The organism is Leptolyngbya sp. 7M, assembly GCF_018128485.1.
This window is the reverse complement of the sequence record NZ_CP070897.1, coordinates 4,886,534-4,904,690: the sequence shown is the minus strand read 5'-3', so window position 1 is coordinate 4,904,690 and position 18,157 is coordinate 4,886,534. Positions and strand designations below refer to the sequence as shown.

General features: G+C 52.0%; 22 protein-coding genes and 1 pseudogene. 6 read left to right on the top strand and 17 right to left on the bottom strand.

Features of this window, described 5'->3' with window-relative positions:
* Nucleotides 1-46: 46 nt before the first annotated feature.
* The 4 genes from JVX88_RS25365 to JVX88_RS25350 form a co-directional block, all read right to left on the bottom strand.
* On the bottom strand, nt 47-415 hold the full coding sequence (locus tag JVX88_RS25365) for a clan AA aspartic protease (RefSeq protein WP_211621387.1): 369 nt from the start codon (nt 413-415) through the stop codon (nt 47-49).
* The gene (locus JVX88_RS25360; RefSeq protein ID WP_211621385.1) at nt 412-687 is read right to left on the bottom strand and encodes a hypothetical protein; all 276 of its coding nucleotides are present in this window, start codon (nt 685-687) and stop codon (nt 412-414) included. Before JVX88_RS25360 ends, JVX88_RS25365 begins: the two co-directional genes overlap by 4 nt.
* A gap of 95 nt (nt 688-782) precedes the next feature.
* A complete protein-coding gene (locus tag JVX88_RS44405) occupies nt 783-881 on the bottom strand; it encodes an SHOCT domain-containing protein (protein ID WP_225931722.1) in 99 nt (32 codons plus the stop codon).
* 71 nt (nt 882-952) lie between these two features.
* Entirely contained in the window at nt 953-1,618 is a 666-nt protein-coding gene (locus JVX88_RS25350; RefSeq protein WP_211621381.1) for a hypothetical protein, read from the bottom strand.
* A 534-nt stretch (nt 1,619-2,152) separates the two neighbouring features.
* Between JVX88_RS25350 and JVX88_RS41055 the strand changes: the two genes are divergently transcribed.
* Together JVX88_RS41055 and JVX88_RS41050 are read left to right on the top strand one after the other, a co-directional pair.
* Entirely contained in the window at nt 2,153-3,055 is a 903-nt protein-coding gene (locus JVX88_RS41055; RefSeq protein WP_211621379.1) for a SulP family inorganic anion transporter, read from the top strand.
* A 4-nt stretch (nt 3,056-3,059) separates the two neighbouring features.
* Complete coding sequence (locus JVX88_RS41050) at nt 3,060-3,581, top strand: SulP family inorganic anion transporter (protein ID WP_211621377.1); 522 nt, start codon at nt 3,060-3,062, stop codon at nt 3,579-3,581.
* A 98-nt stretch (nt 3,582-3,679) separates the two neighbouring features.
* On the opposite strand, the gene lysC is transcribed toward JVX88_RS41050, so the two are convergent.
* From lysC to xseA, 3 genes are all read right to left on the bottom strand, one after another.
* On the bottom strand, nt 3,680-5,068 hold the full coding sequence (lysC, locus tag JVX88_RS25335; protein WP_211621375.1) for a lysine-sensitive aspartokinase 3: 1,389 nt from the start codon (nt 5,066-5,068) through the stop codon (nt 3,680-3,682).
* Between the two features lie 71 nt (nt 5,069-5,139).
* A complete protein-coding gene (locus tag JVX88_RS25330) occupies nt 5,140-5,388 on the bottom strand; it encodes an SDR family NAD(P)-dependent oxidoreductase (RefSeq protein WP_211621373.1) in 249 nt (82 codons plus the stop codon).
* A gap of 4 nt (nt 5,389-5,392) precedes the next feature.
* Nucleotides 5,393-6,430, bottom strand: coding sequence for an exodeoxyribonuclease VII large subunit (gene xseA / locus JVX88_RS25325; RefSeq protein WP_211621372.1), 1,038 nt, complete (start codon nt 6,428-6,430; stop codon nt 5,393-5,395).
* 371 nt (nt 6,431-6,801) lie between these two features.
* On the opposite strand from xseA, the pseudogene JVX88_RS25320 reads away from it, so the two are divergent.
* Both JVX88_RS25320 and JVX88_RS25315 read left to right on the top strand, forming a co-directional pair.
* Nucleotides 6,802-7,218, top strand: a pseudogene (locus JVX88_RS25320) (DNA recombination/repair protein RecA); the annotation flags it as partial.
* Between the two features lie 382 nt (nt 7,219-7,600).
* Nucleotides 7,601-9,088, top strand: a complete 1,488-nt coding sequence (locus JVX88_RS25315) for a protoporphyrinogen/coproporphyrinogen oxidase (RefSeq protein WP_211621370.1) — start codon at nt 7,601-7,603, stop codon at nt 9,086-9,088.
* A gap of 34 nt (nt 9,089-9,122) precedes the next feature.
* Here the strand turns inward: JVX88_RS25315 and JVX88_RS25310 are convergent, their stop codons facing one another.
* The 7 genes from JVX88_RS25310 to JVX88_RS25280 form a co-directional block, all read right to left on the bottom strand.
* Nucleotides 9,123-10,589 (bottom strand): NAD(P)/FAD-dependent oxidoreductase, encoded by a 1,467-nt coding sequence (locus JVX88_RS25310; protein ID WP_263975244.1) that lies wholly within the window; start codon nt 10,587-10,589, stop codon nt 9,123-9,125.
* A 323-nt stretch (nt 10,590-10,912) separates the two neighbouring features.
* On the bottom strand, nt 10,913-12,214 hold the full coding sequence (locus JVX88_RS25305; RefSeq protein WP_211621368.1) for a glutamate-5-semialdehyde dehydrogenase: 1,302 nt from the start codon (nt 12,212-12,214) through the stop codon (nt 10,913-10,915).
* The gene (locus tag JVX88_RS25300) at nt 12,193-12,525 is read right to left on the bottom strand and encodes a hypothetical protein (RefSeq protein WP_263975243.1); all 333 of its coding nucleotides are present in this window, start codon (nt 12,523-12,525) and stop codon (nt 12,193-12,195) included. Before JVX88_RS25300 ends, JVX88_RS25305 begins: the two co-directional genes overlap by 22 nt.
* A gap of 41 nt (nt 12,526-12,566) precedes the next feature.
* A complete protein-coding gene (locus JVX88_RS25295; protein ID WP_211621366.1) occupies nt 12,567-12,905 on the bottom strand; it encodes a hypothetical protein in 339 nt (112 codons plus the stop codon).
* 4 nt (nt 12,906-12,909) lie between these two features.
* The gene (locus JVX88_RS25290) at nt 12,910-13,272 is read right to left on the bottom strand and encodes a type II toxin-antitoxin system VapC family toxin (RefSeq protein WP_211621364.1); all 363 of its coding nucleotides are present in this window, start codon (nt 13,270-13,272) and stop codon (nt 12,910-12,912) included.
* Nucleotides 13,259-13,489: a type II toxin-antitoxin system Phd/YefM family antitoxin gene (locus tag JVX88_RS25285; RefSeq protein ID WP_211621362.1), complete on the bottom strand. Its 231-nt coding sequence runs from the start codon at nt 13,487-13,489 to the stop codon at nt 13,259-13,261. Before JVX88_RS25285 ends, JVX88_RS25290 begins: the two co-directional genes overlap by 14 nt.
* A 39-nt stretch (nt 13,490-13,528) precedes the next feature.
* Complete coding sequence (locus JVX88_RS25280) at nt 13,529-13,753, bottom strand: TPR end-of-group domain-containing protein (RefSeq protein ID WP_211621360.1); 225 nt, start codon at nt 13,751-13,753, stop codon at nt 13,529-13,531.
* A gap of 169 nt (nt 13,754-13,922) precedes the next feature.
* On the opposite strand from JVX88_RS25280, the gene JVX88_RS25275 reads away from it, so the two are divergent.
* Complete coding sequence (locus JVX88_RS25275; RefSeq protein WP_211621358.1) at nt 13,923-14,492, top strand: thioredoxin family protein; 570 nt, start codon at nt 13,923-13,925, stop codon at nt 14,490-14,492.
* Here the strand turns inward: JVX88_RS25275 and JVX88_RS25270 are convergent.
* The 3 genes from JVX88_RS25270 to JVX88_RS25260 are packed head-to-tail and all read right to left on the bottom strand — an operon-like array spanning nt 14,489 to nt 17,055.
* Nucleotides 14,489-15,913, bottom strand: coding sequence for an S-layer family protein (locus tag JVX88_RS25270; protein ID WP_211621357.1), 1,425 nt, complete (start codon nt 15,911-15,913; stop codon nt 14,489-14,491). The genes JVX88_RS25275 and JVX88_RS25270 overlap by 4 nt on opposite strands.
* Before the next feature lie 47 nt (nt 15,914-15,960).
* A complete protein-coding gene (locus JVX88_RS25265; protein WP_211621355.1) occupies nt 15,961-16,284 on the bottom strand; it encodes a hypothetical protein in 324 nt (107 codons plus the stop codon).
* Between the two features lie 30 nt (nt 16,285-16,314).
* Nucleotides 16,315-17,055, bottom strand: a complete 741-nt coding sequence (locus JVX88_RS25260) for a metal ABC transporter ATP-binding protein (protein WP_211621354.1) — start codon at nt 17,053-17,055, stop codon at nt 16,315-16,317.
* A 133-nt stretch (nt 17,056-17,188) separates the two neighbouring features.
* Between JVX88_RS25260 and JVX88_RS25255 the strand changes: the two genes are divergently transcribed.
* Nucleotides 17,189-18,157 carry a metal ABC transporter solute-binding protein, Zn/Mn family gene (locus JVX88_RS25255; RefSeq protein WP_211621352.1) on the top strand — a complete coding sequence of 323 codons (969 nt, stop codon included), beginning with the start codon at nt 17,189-17,191 and terminating at the stop codon, nt 18,155-18,157.

Below are 18,157 nucleotides of genomic sequence, written 5' to 3'. Positions count from 1 at the left end.
CAGAGGCTATGTTAGACCGTACCTCACCGATCGCTCTCACATCAAGTCATAAGGCTTCAATCTTAACTATGCCGCCCTCAACATTATCAACCTGCAACCGATACCCGTAAAGCAGCGCTATCCCCAGCAAAGGTTCCGTTTCCGATTCTGCAATATCAATCTCACGGTACTGCCCATCCCAAATCACCATTGCAGTATACAAATCGAAGAAAGTTTCACTTCCATCACCTAAAGTGACAAAATCAGAGCCACTCCAAGGTAAATTCAAGTTGGTTATGATTGCAGAGGGCAAAGATAGAAATCCATTGAACCCCGTATCAACCACAGTGTCGATCGCTTGCAATTGTCGCTGGGAGTTACCGACTGCAACAGTCAGCGTTGCTTCACGCCGTAAATTCACAACTCCCTGCATCATGGATTTTGCTTCAGACTCCGTGCCCCAAAATGATAAACAGCACGATGCCCGATCCGAATTATCCAGGGTTGAGCTTCGGGATGTCTTTCAAACAGCCTGTTGGTAGCAGGTACGACAGTTTCATCGACTTCAAAATCTCCGGTTTCGATGTCGATCGCCACAATTTTACCCTCGTTCCCAGCTTCAACTTGCTGCCGAATCCCAGATTCATAGAGGTCTTGCCCCCGTCGCGCTATCTCTTCTTTAGGGTAACGCCGTTGTCGCACTGTCATAGGTTTGTCCTCGGTTTCAACATTACCCCACCATTTTATCCTGAGCAATGAAGATGCCGAGTCGCAACACTTGCGGGTGAGTTAACTCAAAGCATTCAAAACCTCGACAGTAGTTCTGACTTCTTTGAGTCGTACTCCTGATGCGTAATTAGCCCTGCATCTAATAACTTTTTTAGATCGGCTAATTTGGTCATGATAGTATCCCCAGCAAGATCATGACCAATGTTGTCACTCTCAATTAAAGCAGCAACAGGGTTAGTTACTCTCAAGGAATGGTCTGCAATTCTTGCCTACCTGTAATAATCATGTTGTAGAGAATGTTAGCTGCCCTTTGTGGATCTGGAATGTGCTTAAGCCCTTCGTCTAAAGCGCGGAAGGCGTTGTAGAGAGCGCTAGCCGCCCTCCTTGGATTCGGATCGTGCTTGAGATCCCGCATATTTTCGTCCAAAGTGCGGAAGGTGTGCTTGATTCCCCAATATCTGTCGTCCCAAGCGCGGAAGAGCGCAATATTGGATATGTTGCTCCGGACAAAGGCCACAGCAACAAACCAATCCCCGACCTTTTGCGCCTTCTCCTTAAAACCACTCGCTGCACCGATGTAGGCTCCGGTTTGACCGAAAAGCAGACCACCTATAAGTGCCCGACCAATTACACTCCGTTCAGCTTTTTCCTTAGGAATCAGCTCAGTACTGTTGAAAACTTGCACATCTACAATTTCATTCACATTTATTTGAGCGGAAATTTCCCAATTTTCTGTAGGACGCCATATTGACCTTGCTGTGGCAACTTTGACCAAGCCTTTGGTCACTATGATCCTAACAGGCACTTCAGGCTTGGCAGATCCACTTTGTGTGAGTCCAGGAAGACCGCTTAGGTAAATTGCTGTACAACTATTCGCTATTTCTTCGGCAGTGAGAAGAGTCTGTGACATAGTAATTCAACTTTTTTGGATGGTTCTGTGATCGCTTGAGTATACTCGGTCTAACGGTGCTGTTCAGCGGTGCAGACTGACTTTGCCTCTCCACTAGCAAAAACTGACAATCCGTTGCAACAGCGTTGTTAACTGAGAGCCGCACCGACTGCCCCTGCTGTCTTGAACTTTACCTCCTCACCCAAGTCCCTTCTGTCAGATTAAGTTTCATCTATTACAAATTACCCGCAGCCCCAATCCCCATGCAGCGATCGATCAATTTCTGAACGAAATCGAGCAGCTTCCCCAATCCATAAAACCGCTGATTACTGTTTAGGCAGGTCTTCTTCAGGCAGTTCTCAAACAACAAAGTCATCGGACAGCAATCTGAGAAGGGATTGCTGATCTGCTGTTCAATCGCTTCATTCACTAATAAGTACCTCGGCATAATTAAAAACCAGATTCAAAACCCTGCAGCGCCCGCGCAGCGTTTTGGGTTTTATGTTTAATTATGCTCACCTACTTAGCTAATTTCCAGCCGCCAATCGAGGAATTATGCCCCATTCCCCAAGAACTCGAACCCAATTTCAACGGCAGCTATTGCAGCAAGTAGTTCAGCCCCATCGGTTAATGCCTAGCCTCACCACAGGTATTGTCACCGGAACAATCGGAGTATTGCTAAATATCTCATTTACCAGCTTGATTTTTTCTGGTAGTCTTTCCAGCTATCTGCCGGTCGGGATTGGCATGGCATTGTTTAGTAGTGCAACCACTCGGACTCTGGTAGCTTTGACCAGTTCTTTTCCAGGCATCATTGCTGACCTAGACCCAGTTCCTGCAGCGATTCTGGGCTGGAGTGCTGGAGTGATTGTCAAACGGCTGCCTGCTTCCACACCCGATACAGAGATTTTAATTACCATTATTGCCACGATTGCGCTCACGTCTTTGATAACAGGGGTTTTTCTGCTAGGTTTAGGACTGCTGAGGGTTGGAGAATGGGTAAAGCGAGTGCCTTGTTCTGTAGTCGGCGGCTTTCTGGCCAGTACCGGTTGGCTGTTGGTGCAGGGCGCATTTGAACTGATGACCGATAATTCTCTCACTATCCCCCATATAGTTTCGCTTTTTCATTCCTCAGAATGGATTCGATGGCTACCTGGATTACTGTTTGCCATTCATCTATTAATTATTTCGCAGCGCTATACTCATTTCCTGGTCATACCCATCAATTTGTTGGGCGGCATTGCTGTTTTTTATGGTTTTTTATCGATTATCAATCTGCCTGTTGTCGAAGCAAGTAGCCAAGGTCTACTGCTTGGACCTTTTTCTATGAAAGGATCTTGGCAACCGCTGAATCTGTCCCATCTGCCTCAAATTCACTGGTCAGTAGTTGCAGATCAGTTGAGCAGCATGATCACAATTGCAATTATTAGTGCCCTGTCCCGTACTGTTAGCCTCTAGAGGCTTGGCATTAGCTACGCAGAAAACACTTGATCTAAACCGTGAACTAAAAGCGTCTGGATTGGCGAATCTGGTTGTCGGCCTTAGTAGCGGCATTGTCTGTTTCCATACCTTAAGTGATTCTATGCTGGCCCATAAGATGGGAGGCAGAACTCGCCTGATGGGAGTGATTAGCGCCGTCGTTTGCCTAGCTGCACTTGGTTTAGGTCCAACGCTATTATCCTATTTCCCAAAGGCCGTTTTGGGGGGATTGCTGCTGTATCTGGGAATTTCGATGCTGGTCGAGTGGCTGGTTGAGGCGCGATCGAGGTTATCTAGACTAGACTATGGCATTGTAGTTCTGATTCTGGGCATAACAGCTTCTGTTGGTTTTCTATGCGGAATTTTAGTGGGTTGGATTGCGGTCGTTCTGCTGTATGTTACGACTCGCAGTCGCCCTGTTGCCAGATTTACCTTTATCGTCCTGGTAAGTCTAGGAAGCTTTATCACTTTGATGGTACTAAGTCACTTGATGCGTACTCCATAACGTAAAAGCGGGAGAATGGCTGAATACATATAATAGAGAGCCTGTTTATATGTTGGAGATCTCACAACGAGAGTTTTTTGAATTCCTAAAGCACATCTTCAAGAATCGAAGAACTCCTTATGAAGCTTTCTGATCACCAAAGCGGCATCACCTTCGCTGACAACGAAAGTCAGATTCACCGCCGAGGCCCCGTGCGAAACCAGTGCGATATTTACGTCGTCGATGGTGGAGAATATCTTTGACGCGAGGCCGGTCGAGGCTCTTAGCCCTTCGCCGACGACACAGACAACGGCATAACCCGGATCCACCTCAACATCACCCAGCCTTCTAAGCTCTTCAACGATCTTATCAACAGCCTCTGTGTTATCAAGCGTCAGAGCGATCGAGACCTCCGAGGTCGATATCACATCGATCACCGTCCGGTACCGGTCGAAGACCTGAAACACCGCGCTCATAAAGCCGTAGCTACCAAGCATTCTGGCCGAGGTTATCCGCAATATAGTGATGCCCTTTTTGTGGGCGATCGATTTTATCTTGTTTGGTGTTTCGCCGGACTCGGCGACCACCATCGTACCGACCGCCTCAGGTTCGAATGTATTGCAGACGCGGACGGGGATGCCGTGGTCCACGGCGGGTTTTATGGTTTTAGGATGCAAAACCTTGGCACCAAAATAAGCAAGCTCTGCCGCTTCTTCGTACGAAAGCACTGGTATTGTCCGCGCATCACTGCAAATACGCGGGTCGCAGGTCATTACTCCGGTAACGTCGGTCCAGATTTGAAGCTCACCCGCATTCAACGCAGCAGCCACAATGGCCGCCGAATAATCTGATCCCCCGCGACCAAGCGTAGTTGTCTCACCCGCACGGTTTCCGGCAATGAATCCTCCCATCACGGGCACTTCTCCCGTCTCTACAGCGGGTGTCAGCTCAAGCCGGACAAGTTCGGTCGTTTCTTGCATTATCGGTGTCGCGGAGCCGAACTCATCGTCCGTCACAATAAGCCTCCGCGAATCGAAATGCCTTGCGTTCACACCTTTCGCTTTCAAAACTTCGGTCAAGAGTCTCGATGACAACTGTTCCCCGTAAGAGACAATCGCATCTTTCAGCATCGAGAGCGGCAGCGAACGCCGTGATGTGCGAAGCAACAGGTCTGATATCTCACCGCGGGCAAGGTCAAGCTCCGCCAAAAATAAGTTCGACCCTTCAAGCGGAATGAAGTGCCGCTCTACCTCAAGATGCCTTTCCCAATGCGGTTCAAGCGAGGCGACCGCGCCGGAAAGGTCGCCGCTCTTTGCCATCTCGAACGCTGCCAGCAATGCGTCTGTTACCTTTGTCATTGCTGACACGACCACTATCGGAAGCCGTTCAGCCTGGCCAGATACCACGTTGACCACGCGCTCAAAAGCCGCGACATCGCCAACTGACGTGCCGCCGAACTTCATTACTGTCGGTCTATTCTCAGGATACACAAAAGAGGATTTTGCCACGATTTCTGACGAATCGCACGAATGCAAAACTATTTCTTATTGGACTTATCGATTTATATTGTGGCCTTTGTCTATCCGCAGAGGACGGCACCGCCGTTCACGTTGAGGATCTCACCTGTAATGTGCCGTGCCCACGGCGAGAGCAGAAAGCAGATCGACAACGCTATATCATCAGTCGTCGCGATGCGTTTCATCGGAATCGAATTGATCACGCTCTGTTCATACGCCTTGTCTTCAAAGACGGGCCGGACCATCGCCGTCTCTATCCAGCCCGGTGCGACACAATTGACGCGGATCTTCGGGCAAAGCTCGCTTGCCAAGGCTTTAGTAAAACTTATCTGCCCGGCTAGTGGATTGAATCAACTGCTGGCGTTTCCAGGCGATCGCCTGAGCTTCTTGCCGAATCTGGCGATCGAGGTGAAGCCGATGCACCCGTCCCTTCAGGCGATAAAGCTGCTCAGAGGCATCTTCCAAATACTCTGTCACAACCTGGCTGAGTTGGGCAATGCGCTGGCGATGCTCGGCATATAGATCGGCTAACAGAGGAACCGCTTGTTCAGCGGCGGCAGTCGGCGTGTGGGCACAGACATCGGCCACCAGATCTGCCAGAGACTCATCGCGCTGATGCCCAATCCCGGCTACGACTGGAATCGGACAGGTAGCAATTGCCCGCACAACCCGCTCGTCGTTGAAGCAAACCATATCCTCGGTAGCTCCACCACCGCGTGACAAAATCAGCACTTCGGCTCGCCCGTCTCGCACAACTCGATGAATCGCCTGCACAATCGAGCTGGGAGCCTGCTCTCCCTGCACCAAGGCTGGAGAGAATAGCACCTGCAAACCGGGATGGCGTCGCTTCAGGGTGCGCTTAATGTCTCCCCAAGCAGCAGCCTGCGGCGAAGTAACAACGGCAATGGTTTGGGGATAGGGGGGGAGTGAGCGTTTGCGGTCTAGATCAAATAGACCTTCGGTTTCCAGGCGTTTACGAAGCTGACGATAGCGGAGTGCTCGCAATCCTTCCCCAGCGGGCAGGGCTTGCCACACAATTAGCTGGTAGCTGCCGCGTTGGGGATGTACATGCACCCGTCCCAGAATAATCAACTGCTCTCCCGGAGCGGGCAGAGTTGCTAAACGATTCAACTGGTTATTCCAGACGACACAGCTAATTGCCGCTTCAGCGTCTGGATCCTGTAGGGTAAAGAAAAGACCACTGCGGTAGCGGGTGGCGCTAGAAACCTCACCCGTCACCCACACCTGACGCAACTGATTATCCTGTTCGAGCAGGGCCTGAATATAGGCAGTCAAACCAGCCACGGAAAGCGCGGTATCTGGAATCAGCAGGCTCGGAAGATTAGAGGTCATTGGACACAAGCAAACTATTTTTTCGTGACCATTTTTTAACGGCTATGGTTAATTCTAATTTTATTTAGTACATTTGTATGGATAGAAGATCAACCAAGTAGGATGGAAGTAGGAGATCAAACAGTCTGCTTATAGAGTAACGAACTTGGCTAAAACCGAACAGTACACTGGATTGCATTACGCGAACTTCGCCTTGCAGGGCAGTTTGGATGAAACACCGCTTGTGGTCAAACAGTTGCTCCAAACCAGTTGCTCCAAACCAGTTGCTCCAAACCAAAAGTCTGCGAGTAGACTGAAAGCAATCTGCCCCCCAAACAAGCTACGTCTTTGAGATTTACAGCATATTTACAGCATTCTGTTTTGAGGTAGGAATGGCTAAAACCAGTAATGAAACGTCTGAGCGCGATAAAGCCTTAAATTTAGTTTTGACCCAAATTGATCGCACCTTTGGCAAGGGCACTATCATGCGGCTGGGAGATGCGACCCGGATGCGGGTTGAAACCATTCCCAGTGGGGCACTCACCCTAGATCTAGCCCTAGGCGGCGGATTGCCCAAGGGCCGGATTATCGAAATCTATGGTCCAGAAAGCTCTGGTAAAACCACGCTGGCTCTGCACGCGGTAGCCGAGGTTCAGAAAGGCGGCGGTGTGGCGGCCTATGTAGACGCAGAACATGCCCTCGACCCTACCTATTCGGCAGCCCTGGGGGTCGATATTGGCAATTTGCTGATTTCCCAGCCCGATACGGGAGAGCAGGCGCTAGAAATCGTCGATCAGTTGGTGCGGTCCAAGCACCAGTCGATCGTCGGCACCGCTGGCAGCGCGCACAGCTCAGCCGACACCCCACTGGCCCGCAGAAGGGCCTCGATTCCCAAGGGAGACGCAGACGACATCGGTCTTCCTCCAGGTGAAGCCTGCCAAGAATCAGGCATGACGCGGAGCACCAACCACGAGATCCGGGGACCGAATGACGCACCGGATATGTCCGCTATTTTCGTCGCTTCGCTCTCGACACGATGCCCGATTCCTGTAGGGGGATTCACCAATCGGGTGCGCACCCCAATCGCATCCCTCAATCCTGTGTCGGACACCATCCAACCAGTGCGCATTTGTGACACCGCAACGCAAACGAGGGATTGATTCTTCCATTGCCTCGTGGCCGCACCAGATCATGAACCATCACCACAACCACAATCCGCGAATCCTCATCCTCGGCGCCGGACCGACCGGACTCGGCGCCGCCTACCGCCTCCGCGAACTGGGCTACACCAACCTCCTCATGGTCGATCGACACCCCTACCTCGGGGGGCTCGCCCACTCCTTCACCGATCCCCAAGGCTTCACCTGGGACATCGGCGGCCACGTCATGTTCTCCCACTACGACTACTACGACCGCGTCTTCGATCGCCTCATGGGCGACCACTTCACCCTCAACAATCGCGAGTCCTGGGTCCGAATCGCCGGCACCTGGGTCCCCTACCCCTTCCAGAACAACATCCGCTACCTCCCCAAGGACCTCGCCTACGAGTGCATCGCCGGCGTCATCAAGGCCCAGACCGTCGCCGGCGGCGTCAAGGACGCCATCGCACGCGCCGCCAACTTTGCCGAGTTCTGCCGCGCCGTCTTCGGCCCGGGCATCTGCCGCCACTTCATGGACCCCTACAACTTCAAGGTCTGGGCCCACCCTCTCGAGTCCATGAACAAAACCTGGATCGGCGAACGCGTCGCCGTCATCGACATCGACCGCGCCCTGCGAAACCTCGTCCTCGGCCTTGACGACTACGGCTGGGGACCCAACAACAAGTTCAAGTTCCCCCTTACAGGGGGCACCGGCGAGTTTTACAACCGCTTCGGACCCGTCCTCAAGGGCTCTTACAACCTCAACCGAAACGCCGTCGCCATCCACATATCCGAGAAGAAGATCCGCTTCTCCGACGGATCCATCGAACCCTACGACATCCTCATTTCCACCGTCCCCGTTGATTGGCTCGTCAACTCCCTCCTCGTCGGCCACGTCCCCGACCTCGTCCGACACCAGGCCGCCAGGCTCCTGCACTCCTCCGGCCACATGGTCGGCATCGGCCTGAGGCGCGACGGCGGCACCCCCAGCAGCAAGTGCTGGATGTACTTCCCCGAGTCCAACTGCCCCTTCTACCGTGTCACCTACCTCTCCAACTACAGCCCCCACATGACCCCCGACAGGGACCGTTACTTCTCCCTCCTCTGCGAGACCAGCGCCAGCGCCCACAAGCCCGTCAACCCCGCCACCATCGTCGAGGACACCATCCAGGGCCTCATCAACGCCGGACTCCTCGAGCCCGCCGACCGCGACGCCATCGTCTCCACCTGGCACTACCACGCCGACTACAGCTACCCAGTCCCCTCCGTCGAACGGGACGACATCCTCGCCGACGTCATCCCCTGGCTCGAGCGGCACAGCATCTACTCCAGAGGACGGTTCGGCATGTGGAAGTACGAGGTCTCCAACACCGACCACTCCCTCATGCAGGGCGTCGAGCTCGTCAACCGCCTCCTCCTGGGCCAGCCCGAGCACACCATCGGCATCGTCTACAAAGTCACCGACGACGGCATGCAGCACGCGCGAGGCGTAACAACAATGGTAACTTGTGGCGTGGTCATAATCTTAGCTCAGATATAACTAGTTTGGCTGTGGACTAGAGAATTTTTGTTTTTCAAACTGCAACCTGGCTTTCAGCGAGCTGTTGTTTAACAGTTGTCCATTGCTCTTTAGTAAACTCCTCGTGATACGAGCGCTCTGTATTTACTGCCCATAGATCATGCTTTTCACCCAAGATATTCTGGACGGCCAGCATAGCGGTTAGCATCGAATGGTCTTGGTTATTATAGCGGTGCATCCCATTCCGTCCCACCGTTTGCAAATTCTCAAAGGTTGATAGGTAATCTTGAATCACCTGGAGATGCTGGCGATATTCGCCGTCATAGACCGGATAGGCTTTATGTTGCCGAATCACAACTCCATCTTCCACGTCTCCAGGCTGAATGCCCAGCTTTAAGCTGATTGCCTCTTGGGTTGCTATCTCGATCAACTCGGCATCCGATTTCTGCCACAGTTCGTCGCCTTCACTGCAAAAATATTCCATTCCCAGGCAGGTTTTGCTCGGATCAGGGACCATTGCCATGCTCCAGTTCTTAAAGTTCTGAATGCGTCCTACTTTAAACTCTGGACTGTGGATGTAAATCCAGTTATCTGGGAAAAGATGCTCACGCTTGACTACTAAAGCCACGATCAGGAAATCCCGATACTTTAAGCCACGCGCTGCTTGCAAAACTTCAGGCGGCGGTAGCGGATCAAGGCAGTTCAGCAAAGCCGTGATTGGCATACTAGAAATAAAGTGATCTGCAAAAATCTGCGTTGTTTGATCACCCTGTTGAGCTGTGATGCTTTTAACTCGATTCCCTTGCCGCTCAATGCGCGTAATCGCTGTATCTAGTTGAACTATGCCGCCTTGTTGTTCAATTAGTTCCTTGCACCGCTCCCACATCATGCCTGGACCCAGCACCGGATAGTCAAATTTTTTGATCAAACTCTTGGCATTTTGGCTGCCAAATACGGCATTCAGTACGGCCCGCTTCAGCGACATACCCTGGATGCGTTGAGCAGCCCAATCGGCTTGAATTTTATTGCAAGGAATTCCCCATACCTTCTCTGTATAGGTTTTGAAGAATATGCGGTAAAGGCGTTCACCAAAGCAGTCAATCACCCATTCTTCAAAGGTTTCCGGCTCTGGGGTTAAATTTAATTTGTCCCTGACTTTGGCTTTGAGGTAGCTCAAAAGAATCAAAACGCTGTTGACTGCCCCTAAATTAGATAATGCATTGAACAGGGAAAGGGGATAGCTATAGAACTTACCCTGATAATAGATGCGAGATAAGCGAGGCACCTGAATAAATTCATCCTGTAGAATCTCATACCAAAATTGCTGTACCTGCGGCACTTTAGTAAAAAAGCGATGTCCGCCAATATCGAACCGATAGCCTTTGTAAGTTTCGGTGCGGGAAATACCTCCCACCAAATTGGCTTTTTCCAAAACAATTGGCAGAACTCCGCGTTTAACAAGCTCGTAAGCGGCGGTTAATCCAGCTGGACCCGCACCGATGATTGCGACAGGGTAACGCACTATTCCAAAATCTCCTCTAAGATTGCAAAAATTCAACAACACTATCTGAAATCAACTCGTGCTCATTAGAGCAGAGCGAGTTAATCAGAATGCACCAATTGGTTTCGCTAGATTGCGATCGATTTCGACCGAACTATCAATTTAAGGGTCAGAAATATGCATTAGTTTAGGTTTTGAGATTCTGTGCTTGACAAATCCGTGATAGTGAATTGTGCCGATTGCGAAAGCCAGCCCACTGTATAAGAAATAGAGCCAGGATTGCCTTTTTCGCGTCTCAGGTTGTAGCCACGGTTTTGCCAGTCTAGGTTGGCTCAGGCTAGGCATCAATTAATCCCGTTCCCTTGAACGATATACTTCACGGTTGTCAAGGATTCCAGACTAATCAACCCACGGCGGTGCCCTTTTTGATTCGACATGCCTAGCGCGATCGGGGTGCCGCGTTTGGGGTTGCGGTGGAAGCGAGGAGAGGCGTTGATATAGGCAATGGCGCTGTTGATGCTGGTGGCAAATTGGCGGCTTTCTTGATAGGACTCGGTGGCTAGACAGTCTGCATGGCCGCTACTGTGCTGATTGATCCAGTCAATCGCGTTTTCCAAGCTGTCCACTACTTTGAAGGCAATGGTATTGCTGAGATAGGCCCGGTTCCATTCCGCCGCGTCGGCTATCACTGAAAAGATATCGGGAAATTCGCTGGCCAGTTCCGCATCGCCACGCAGATGAAAGCCCTTATCCTTCAAGCTGTTCCACAGCATGGTCAGGGCCGTAGAGCTGTGTTGCCGGTGAATCAGCACCTTTTCAATCGCATTTACCGGGTCCGGTTCGGTCTGATGGCTGTCTAAAATCATCCAGCGGGCGATATCGAGACTGCCCGTAGGCGACCAGTAGAGATAGCAGTTGCCAATTGCGGTCCGCAATACGGGAGCCGTTGCCTGTCGGATCACCTGCTGCACCAAGCTAGAGCGTCCGTAGGGAATTACCAGATTAATGTAGCGGTCCAGTGTGACTAATTCCCGAATCACATCGCCCTGTTCGGCGGGCAAAAACTGCAAACAATCCCCCGGCAACCCCGCATCTTCAATCGCTAGCTTCAGCGTTTCGGCAATGATTTGATTCGAGTGGCTGGCTTCGGCCCCGCCCCGTAGAATCAGACTATTGGCTGAGCGCAGACACATACCGGCGGCAATGGCTCCCAATTCCGGCAGCGCTTCGTAGATCAGGGCAATCACTCCCAGCGGCATCAACTGGCAGTAGGTCTGGCACTGATCGACCTGGTAGGAGGGCGTGTTGAGAATCGGCTGAATCGGGTCCGACAGCTCGGATAATCGCTGCAAAATTTGCCCTGCGGTTTGCAGGCGCTCTGGGGTTAGTTTTAGCCACTCCAGCATCAACTCTGGAATTGCCATCTCGCGGCTGGCTTCCAGATCCAGCGTGTTGGCCTCCAAAATGTCATTCTGGCGGTCTAGCAACGCTTCGGCCATGAACTGTAGGGCACGGCTCCGATCCATGCCCCGCAAGGCGGATAGCGCCAAAGAAGACTGTTGAGCCTGTTGAGCAATCGTGGTGAGATCAGGTGATGATGCGTTCAAGGAACTACTGCCTTGGTCTAACGTCTGCAAGCTAGCCATAGCATCAAGACTAGCATCATCGACAGTACCAATGCTGCAATTACCCGAAACGTAACGCTGGAGCTGAATGGAGCGTTTAAGGTAGTCAGTAGTAACAGAAATAGCAGGCCAAAAATGATCGCCAGCGTCAGGGGAAAGTAGCCGCTCGCTAGGGAGGAATGAGCGATGTTCCACTGATGCCCGGTCCAGCGCCAAGCCCGCTTGTAGGGGTAGGTCGTGGACAACTGCTCGATCACGTAACCATTCTCCTGAACCACAAAAATTTGCTGACAACGATTGCAGCCGAACGCTTCCGTCAGAGTGATGGGCACCAGACGGCCTCGACGACGACAGGGGCAGGGATAGTCGTTGTTTAAGTCAATTTTTTGAACTTTTTGGGAATGCACAGGCGCAACGCAAAATGAGGTTTGTTAAGGCGTGATCGAACTCTTACTCTTAAATCTACGGTTGATTGAAGGATAGCCGTTTTCGACTCAGCTTCAGTCGAGTGTATCTGAGCGCGCGTCGGGGCCTCCCCGACAGCATCCGTAGTGTGCAGGATCGCCGTCTGCGGTTCGTCGTCGAACTGGCCGCCCGCTGACGCAGGCGGTACCGACACAGCAGGCCCTTCGAGCAGCGCATTGCCATCGTCGAGACAATACAACAGCGTATCGTCGTAATAATCTCGCCTGCATTCAGGGCATCGTTTCATAATGTTATTTGGCCAACGGCACGATCCGCGATCTCAGGATCTTCTTATCTCTGGTCAGCAGCGGTATCTTTTCAACGATGCTGGTTGCGGCGATCAGTTCGTCAGCCGGATCGGACCGAAAATCTAAGGCGGTGCTCTTTCGGGCGATCTCCGGGGTTATCGGATACACCGTTAATTGCGCCAGCAGTCGGCGAAACGCGGTGCTTTCCATATCCAAAATGACGCGCTTGAGCTGAATTAGCTTCGAGATCTCCCAAAGCACAATGTCCGAGATCGCAATGCTCTCGTTTTCGAGCAGATCGATCTCGCGCTTCGTAAGCCCGCCATTTAGGCCTTCGATGATAATGTTCGTATCAAGATTCAGCATCCCATTTGATCCCTGTTGACATAATGTCACCGAGTATTTTGATCTCGCCCTTCATCGAACCGATCCAATCTGAGTTGTTCGGCCTGATCGGAATGACCTTTGCGATCGGCTTGCCCCGCTTCTCGACAACGATGCCCTCCGCGCCCAGCGTATCGAATATCTGTAAACATTTGGCCTTGAACTCGCTCGCACTTATGGTTTTTGTTTTCTGTTTCATACCAACTCGATCTTATCAAATGACCAGTCAGATGACCAGTTATAAAGGCCGACTCAGCAGGCCCTTGAATCGCGGGTCGTCGCGGAGAGAATCCATAAATGGATCAACCTTCATCGTCGTCAAAAACCGGTCATGCCTTTGATACGCTTTTTCGGGTTTGGCGAAGGCCTTGTCCTTCTCGCCTAGCTCTCCATAAATAACCGCGATCCGATTCAGCAGCGTATCGTCGTAATAATCCCGCCTGCATTCAGGGCATCGTTTCATAGAATTGGGGCGAAATCGAAAACTGAAGAAATTCTGGGTCAGTATAAAGGATAAAGCCTATTACAGCTATAATATTTCCACGCAGACCCGATATCACTCGACGATCAGACCAACAGTGCAGTCACCGGATTTGTTGCGATGCCGCGATTCTTCTGTAAACATAGACGCTATGGCAGCAACAGAAACAACACAGATACCTTTGGGATTTAGGGCACCGAATTTCACGCTTCCCGATGCGGTCTCGGGCCGTGAAATGTCTTTGAATGAGTTGAAAGGTGAAAACGCGACAGTGGTGATGTTCATCTGCAACCATTGTCCATTCGTTAAGCATGTCAACGCCGAGCTAGTGCGGCTCGCAAATGACTACATGCCGAAAGGCGTATCTTTCATCGCGATCAATTCGAATGACATTGAAAATTATCCCGAAGATTCGCCCGAGAACATGAAGATGTGGGCCGAACGCCTCGGCTATCCGTTTCCCTATTTGTTTGACGAGACGCAGGACCTCGCCCGGGCCTATCACGCGGCCTGCACGCCGGATTTCAGCATTTTCGATAAAGATCTGCTGTGCGTTTACCGCGGCCAACTGGACGGCTCGCGTCCGGGCAACAACGTAACTAACGATGGCCGAGATATTCGCGCGGCCCTGGACAATATCCTCGCTGGCCGGCCAGTTAGCAGCGATCAGAGGCCAAGCCTCGGCTGTAATATTAAATGGAAAGGGAACCGGCGCACTTAGTTCCCACGTCCACAAGCGACAGACATGGGAGGAGAAGGCGAGGCAGCAGCTGTTGGAGCAACCAGCTTTACTCGACCATCGGTTCCGAGAATCCAGGTTTGAGCTTCAACAATTGGGGCGGAAGGAGCGGAGGATGCCTCTATGGGCGGAGTGCTAGATCGAACTGATGCTGCTTCCGGGTCGAAGGAGACCCAACCTGTAACAATCGCTTCACTGCTGCGCAGGTCCGTGGGGCTAGGCGGCACGCCACCCCGTCCGGTAATCACAAATTCGCCGCTTTGCTCAGCCACCGGACGATCCTCAGCTCGGCAGCCTCGTGCGATTAGCTGGGATGCATCCACAACCGTGCTTGGCAGCTCAACTAAGCCCCGCGTCGGATCAACCGTTGGCGTACTGATGCTGATTTCGCCGTCTACACCCGCTCTAGAGTTGGCCGTAATGTCACTTTGGGGTGTGCGCTGGTCGCGTTGGGCAATGCCTAGAATGCCTTGTGCCTTGATCTCAATTCGGCCTGCATCTTCTCGATCGGCATCGGCTACAATGTCGCTATTCTCAGCAGGGGCATCCAAAACAAAGTTGGCATCAATGTCGATTCGGCCAGCATTGCCTCCGCCTGTGCTGGACCCAGCTTCGGTCGAAATCCGACTGCCGCGCCGCAACACAAGCAAATCCACTCCCCGCAGATCGATTCTGGCGTTCCGGCCTGACTCGGTTTGCGCATTCAGGTCGGCTTGATTGTCCAACGTGATGCGATTGGCCCGGATGTTCAATCTTCCAGCTCCCAGGGATACCGGGTTGCGACTGTTCACAGCTACAACGGCCCCATCCCGCACCATCAGATTTCCGGTTTGAATCTCCACATTGCCACCCTGACCAGATGCCCTTGCCACTACACCCGACCCCACGTTAGGTAAGCCACCAGAGCTAGCCGCAATACTGGTACGAAAGCGACCATTTTCAGAACGACCTATCACCTCTACAGATTCGGTCGCGCGAATATCGAGATCACCAGCTCTGCCGATGCCATAGGTGTTGGCTTGTAGCAATGTGCCATCTCGTAACCGCAGTCGCTGCGTTCGCATTTCTAAACTGCCGCCTCGGCCTTGAGAACCGGGAGCCGTGCCGACAAAGATGCCACTGGAATAGGGAACGGTACTACCTTCGGTCGGAATCCGCAACTGAACCGGATTTCCAGCCTTGTCTAGCGCAATTCCAACCAGTTCGACCTCTCTGGCCCAAATCACCATATTGCCCGCAGCGCCGCCACCACTGGTTGTTGAATTGATGTTGCCGCCTTCCAACACTTGCAGTCGATTGGTGCTAATCGTCAACTGGCCGGATGGCCCCTGCCCGATTGAAATTGCATAGAGCAGGCTGAGAACATCAATTCCATTTAAAGAAGTTGCTATTCCTTCTAGCACGACAGACTCAGACGCTCTAATCCGTACATCTCCACCCTGCCCTTGATTTAGGGTATCGAGCCAATGCGGCCACCGTTGCGAATCGTTAAACGCCGCGTCGAAACCGCTACAGTTCCGGCAGTTCCAGGACCATCAGTTTCAGTTCTGATGCTGCTGAGGATATCCTGCACTGTGAGCGAATCTGAGGCTGCAATTCGGATTGGTCTTCCCCGCTGTGCCCCATGCGTAAAAGCAACAATCTGAGAGCCATTACTTAAACTGATTTGTCCGCCTTGCACCTGAACTGCACCGCCCCGAACTCCGCTGGCATCAACCGATGCTTCGGCTGCCAAACGAATGCGGCCAAAGTTGCGGATGTTATCGTAGCTCAAGGCCAACCAACAAGTTAACAGGTCAATCAGTTAACAAAAAAACAGCGTTTCGAGATGGCCATTGCTGAGCTGAAGATTTTCGCCATAGGCACGCTGAATATTATCCAAAGTCATCACCGCTTTTGGCGTATCGTTAGCCAATAAAGTACGGTTCAGCAACAGCAGCCGGTCATAGCGGTCCAGAGCTTCTCCCCATTCGTGGCTGCAGATCAGCAGGGTTTTGCCAGCGGCTCGCAGTTCAGCAAAAACGCCGAGCATAATTGCTTCAGTTTTTTTATCAATGCCGGTAAAGGGTTCGTCAAATAAGAATAAATCGGCCTGTTGGGCCAAAGCACGGGCCAGAAACACTCGTTGCTGTTGCCCTCCCGACAGTTGCCCAATTTGCCGCCGCCGCAGATCAAACAAATCTACGCGCTGTAGGGCTTCCTCCACATAGCGATTGGCCTGCCGATCAGGACGACGAAACCAGCCGATTCTGGCCGTTTGAGCCATCATCACCACATTCCAAGCCGTAATTGGATAATCCCAATCAATCTGGGAACGCTGCGGCACATAGGCAATCCGATGCCGCTGTCGCCGGACAGGCATGCCATACAGGGCGACCTGTCCGTGCATCGGCAGCAGGCCCAACAATGCCTTGATTAGGGTGCTTTTGCCAGCGCCATTCGGTCCAATTAGCCCCACCAGCTCACCAGGAGCGACGGTGAAACTGACATTGTCCAGCGCTGAAATACCTCGGTAATCTACCGAGAGCTGGTCTACTTTTAGCATCGACGAGTTGCAGTTTTATAATGATAATCGTTTTCAATTTACCGCTTCGGCATGCTATAAATGATAATCGTTTTCATATCTTCTCCACGGCATTCCAATAAAAAGGTTTTTTGAGCAAACCAGGAGGTTCCTGATGATTTTTTCTCAACGAGTTTCCTGCTACGGTGCCGCCTTAGCGATCAGCCTCGGCATTGTGGGCTGTACCCAAACCGCAACTCAGCAGAGTGAAGGAACCAATGAAGCTGTTCCTACTGCCGATTTACCACAAGTCGTGGCAACCTCTACTGTGCTGTGTGACCTCACCAAGCAAATTGCCCAAGAGACGGCAAACGTCACTTGTTTGATGTCGCCCGATCAGGACCCCCATGTCTACACGCCCACTCCTTCGGACCGCAAAGCTATCGAAGACGCCGATCTGGTGCTCTATGGCGGCTACGACTATGAGCCAACCTTAATCAGGATCATCAAAGCAACCACAACCAACGCCCCTAAAGTAGCCGTTTATGAAGCAGCCGTTCCCAAGCCTCTGATGGGAGAACACCATCATCACGAGGAAGGCACCGCTGAATCAACCGAAGCAACCGGGGCTACCGTAGAAGAAGATCACGACCACGACCACGGTGAGGAAGCTGCTGGCCACGACCACGGCCACGACCACGGTGAGGAAGCATCCGCCGAGTTAGCTCCCGATCCCCATGTTTGGCATAACGCCCAGAACGGAGTGCAGATTGTCGCAACGGTTCAGGAAAATTTAGCCAAGCTAGTTCCTGAGCAGGCCGAACTGTATCAGCAAAATGCCACCACCATTTCGCAACAGCTAAACGAGATTGACAGCTGGATCAAAGCTCAGGTCGCCACCATTCCAGAAACTAACCGCAAGCTGGTGACGACCCACGAAGCGCTAGGTTACTACGCCGATGCCTACGGCTTTGAGCTGGAAGGCGCGATTGAGGGCTTTAGCACCGAGGAAAAACCCTCCGCAGCCCGGATTACTAGCCTAGTGGAGCAACTCAAGGCCGCCGAAGTCCCTACCATATTCGTGGAAACCACCACGAAGAAACCCTCATTCCTACTCCTTTTGCAAGCTTTTGTCCGGTACTAA

Excerpts from the sequence above, each read along its gene's own strand:
- JVX88_RS25365 (WP_211621387.1), bottom strand. The coding sequence starts at position 415 with ATGATGCAGGGAGTTGTGAATTTACGGCGTGAAGCAACGCTGACTGTT.
- JVX88_RS25360 (WP_211621385.1), bottom strand. The coding sequence starts at position 687 with ATGACAGTGCGACAACGGCGTTACCCTAAAGAAGAGATAGCGCGACGG.
- JVX88_RS44405 (WP_225931722.1), bottom strand. The coding sequence starts at position 881 with ATGACCAAATTAGCCGATCTAAAAAAGTTATTAGATGCAGGGCTAATT.
- JVX88_RS25350 (WP_211621381.1), bottom strand. The coding sequence starts at position 1,618 with ATGTCACAGACTCTTCTCACTGCCGAAGAAATAGCGAATAGTTGTACA.
- JVX88_RS41055 (WP_211621379.1), top strand. The coding sequence starts at position 2,153 with ATGCCCCATTCCCCAAGAACTCGAACCCAATTTCAACGGCAGCTATTG.
- xseA (WP_211621372.1), bottom strand. The coding sequence starts at position 6,430 with ATGACCTCTAATCTTCCGAGCCTGCTGATTCCAGATACCGCGCTTTCC.
- JVX88_RS25315 (WP_211621370.1), top strand. The coding sequence starts at position 7,601 with ATGAACCATCACCACAACCACAATCCGCGAATCCTCATCCTCGGCGCC.
- JVX88_RS25305 (WP_211621368.1), bottom strand. The coding sequence starts at position 12,214 with ATGGCTAGCTTGCAGACGTTAGACCAAGGCAGTAGTTCCTTGAACGCA.
- JVX88_RS25295 (WP_211621366.1), bottom strand. The coding sequence starts at position 12,905 with ATGAAACGATGCCCTGAATGCAGGCGAGATTATTACGACGATACGCTG.
- JVX88_RS25290 (WP_211621364.1), bottom strand. The coding sequence starts at position 13,272 with ATGCTGAATCTTGATACGAACATTATCATCGAAGGCCTAAATGGCGGG.
- JVX88_RS25285 (WP_211621362.1), bottom strand. The coding sequence starts at position 13,489 with ATGAAACAGAAAACAAAAACCATAAGTGCGAGCGAGTTCAAGGCCAAA.
- JVX88_RS25280 (WP_211621360.1), bottom strand. The coding sequence starts at position 13,753 with ATGAAACGATGCCCTGAATGCAGGCGGGATTATTACGACGATACGCTG.
- JVX88_RS25275 (WP_211621358.1), top strand. The coding sequence starts at position 13,923 with ATGGCAGCAACAGAAACAACACAGATACCTTTGGGATTTAGGGCACCG.
- JVX88_RS25260 (WP_211621354.1), bottom strand. The coding sequence starts at position 17,055 with ATGCTAAAAGTAGACCAGCTCTCGGTAGATTACCGAGGTATTTCAGCG.
- JVX88_RS25255 (WP_211621352.1), top strand. The coding sequence starts at position 17,189 with ATGATTTTTTCTCAACGAGTTTCCTGCTACGGTGCCGCCTTAGCGATC.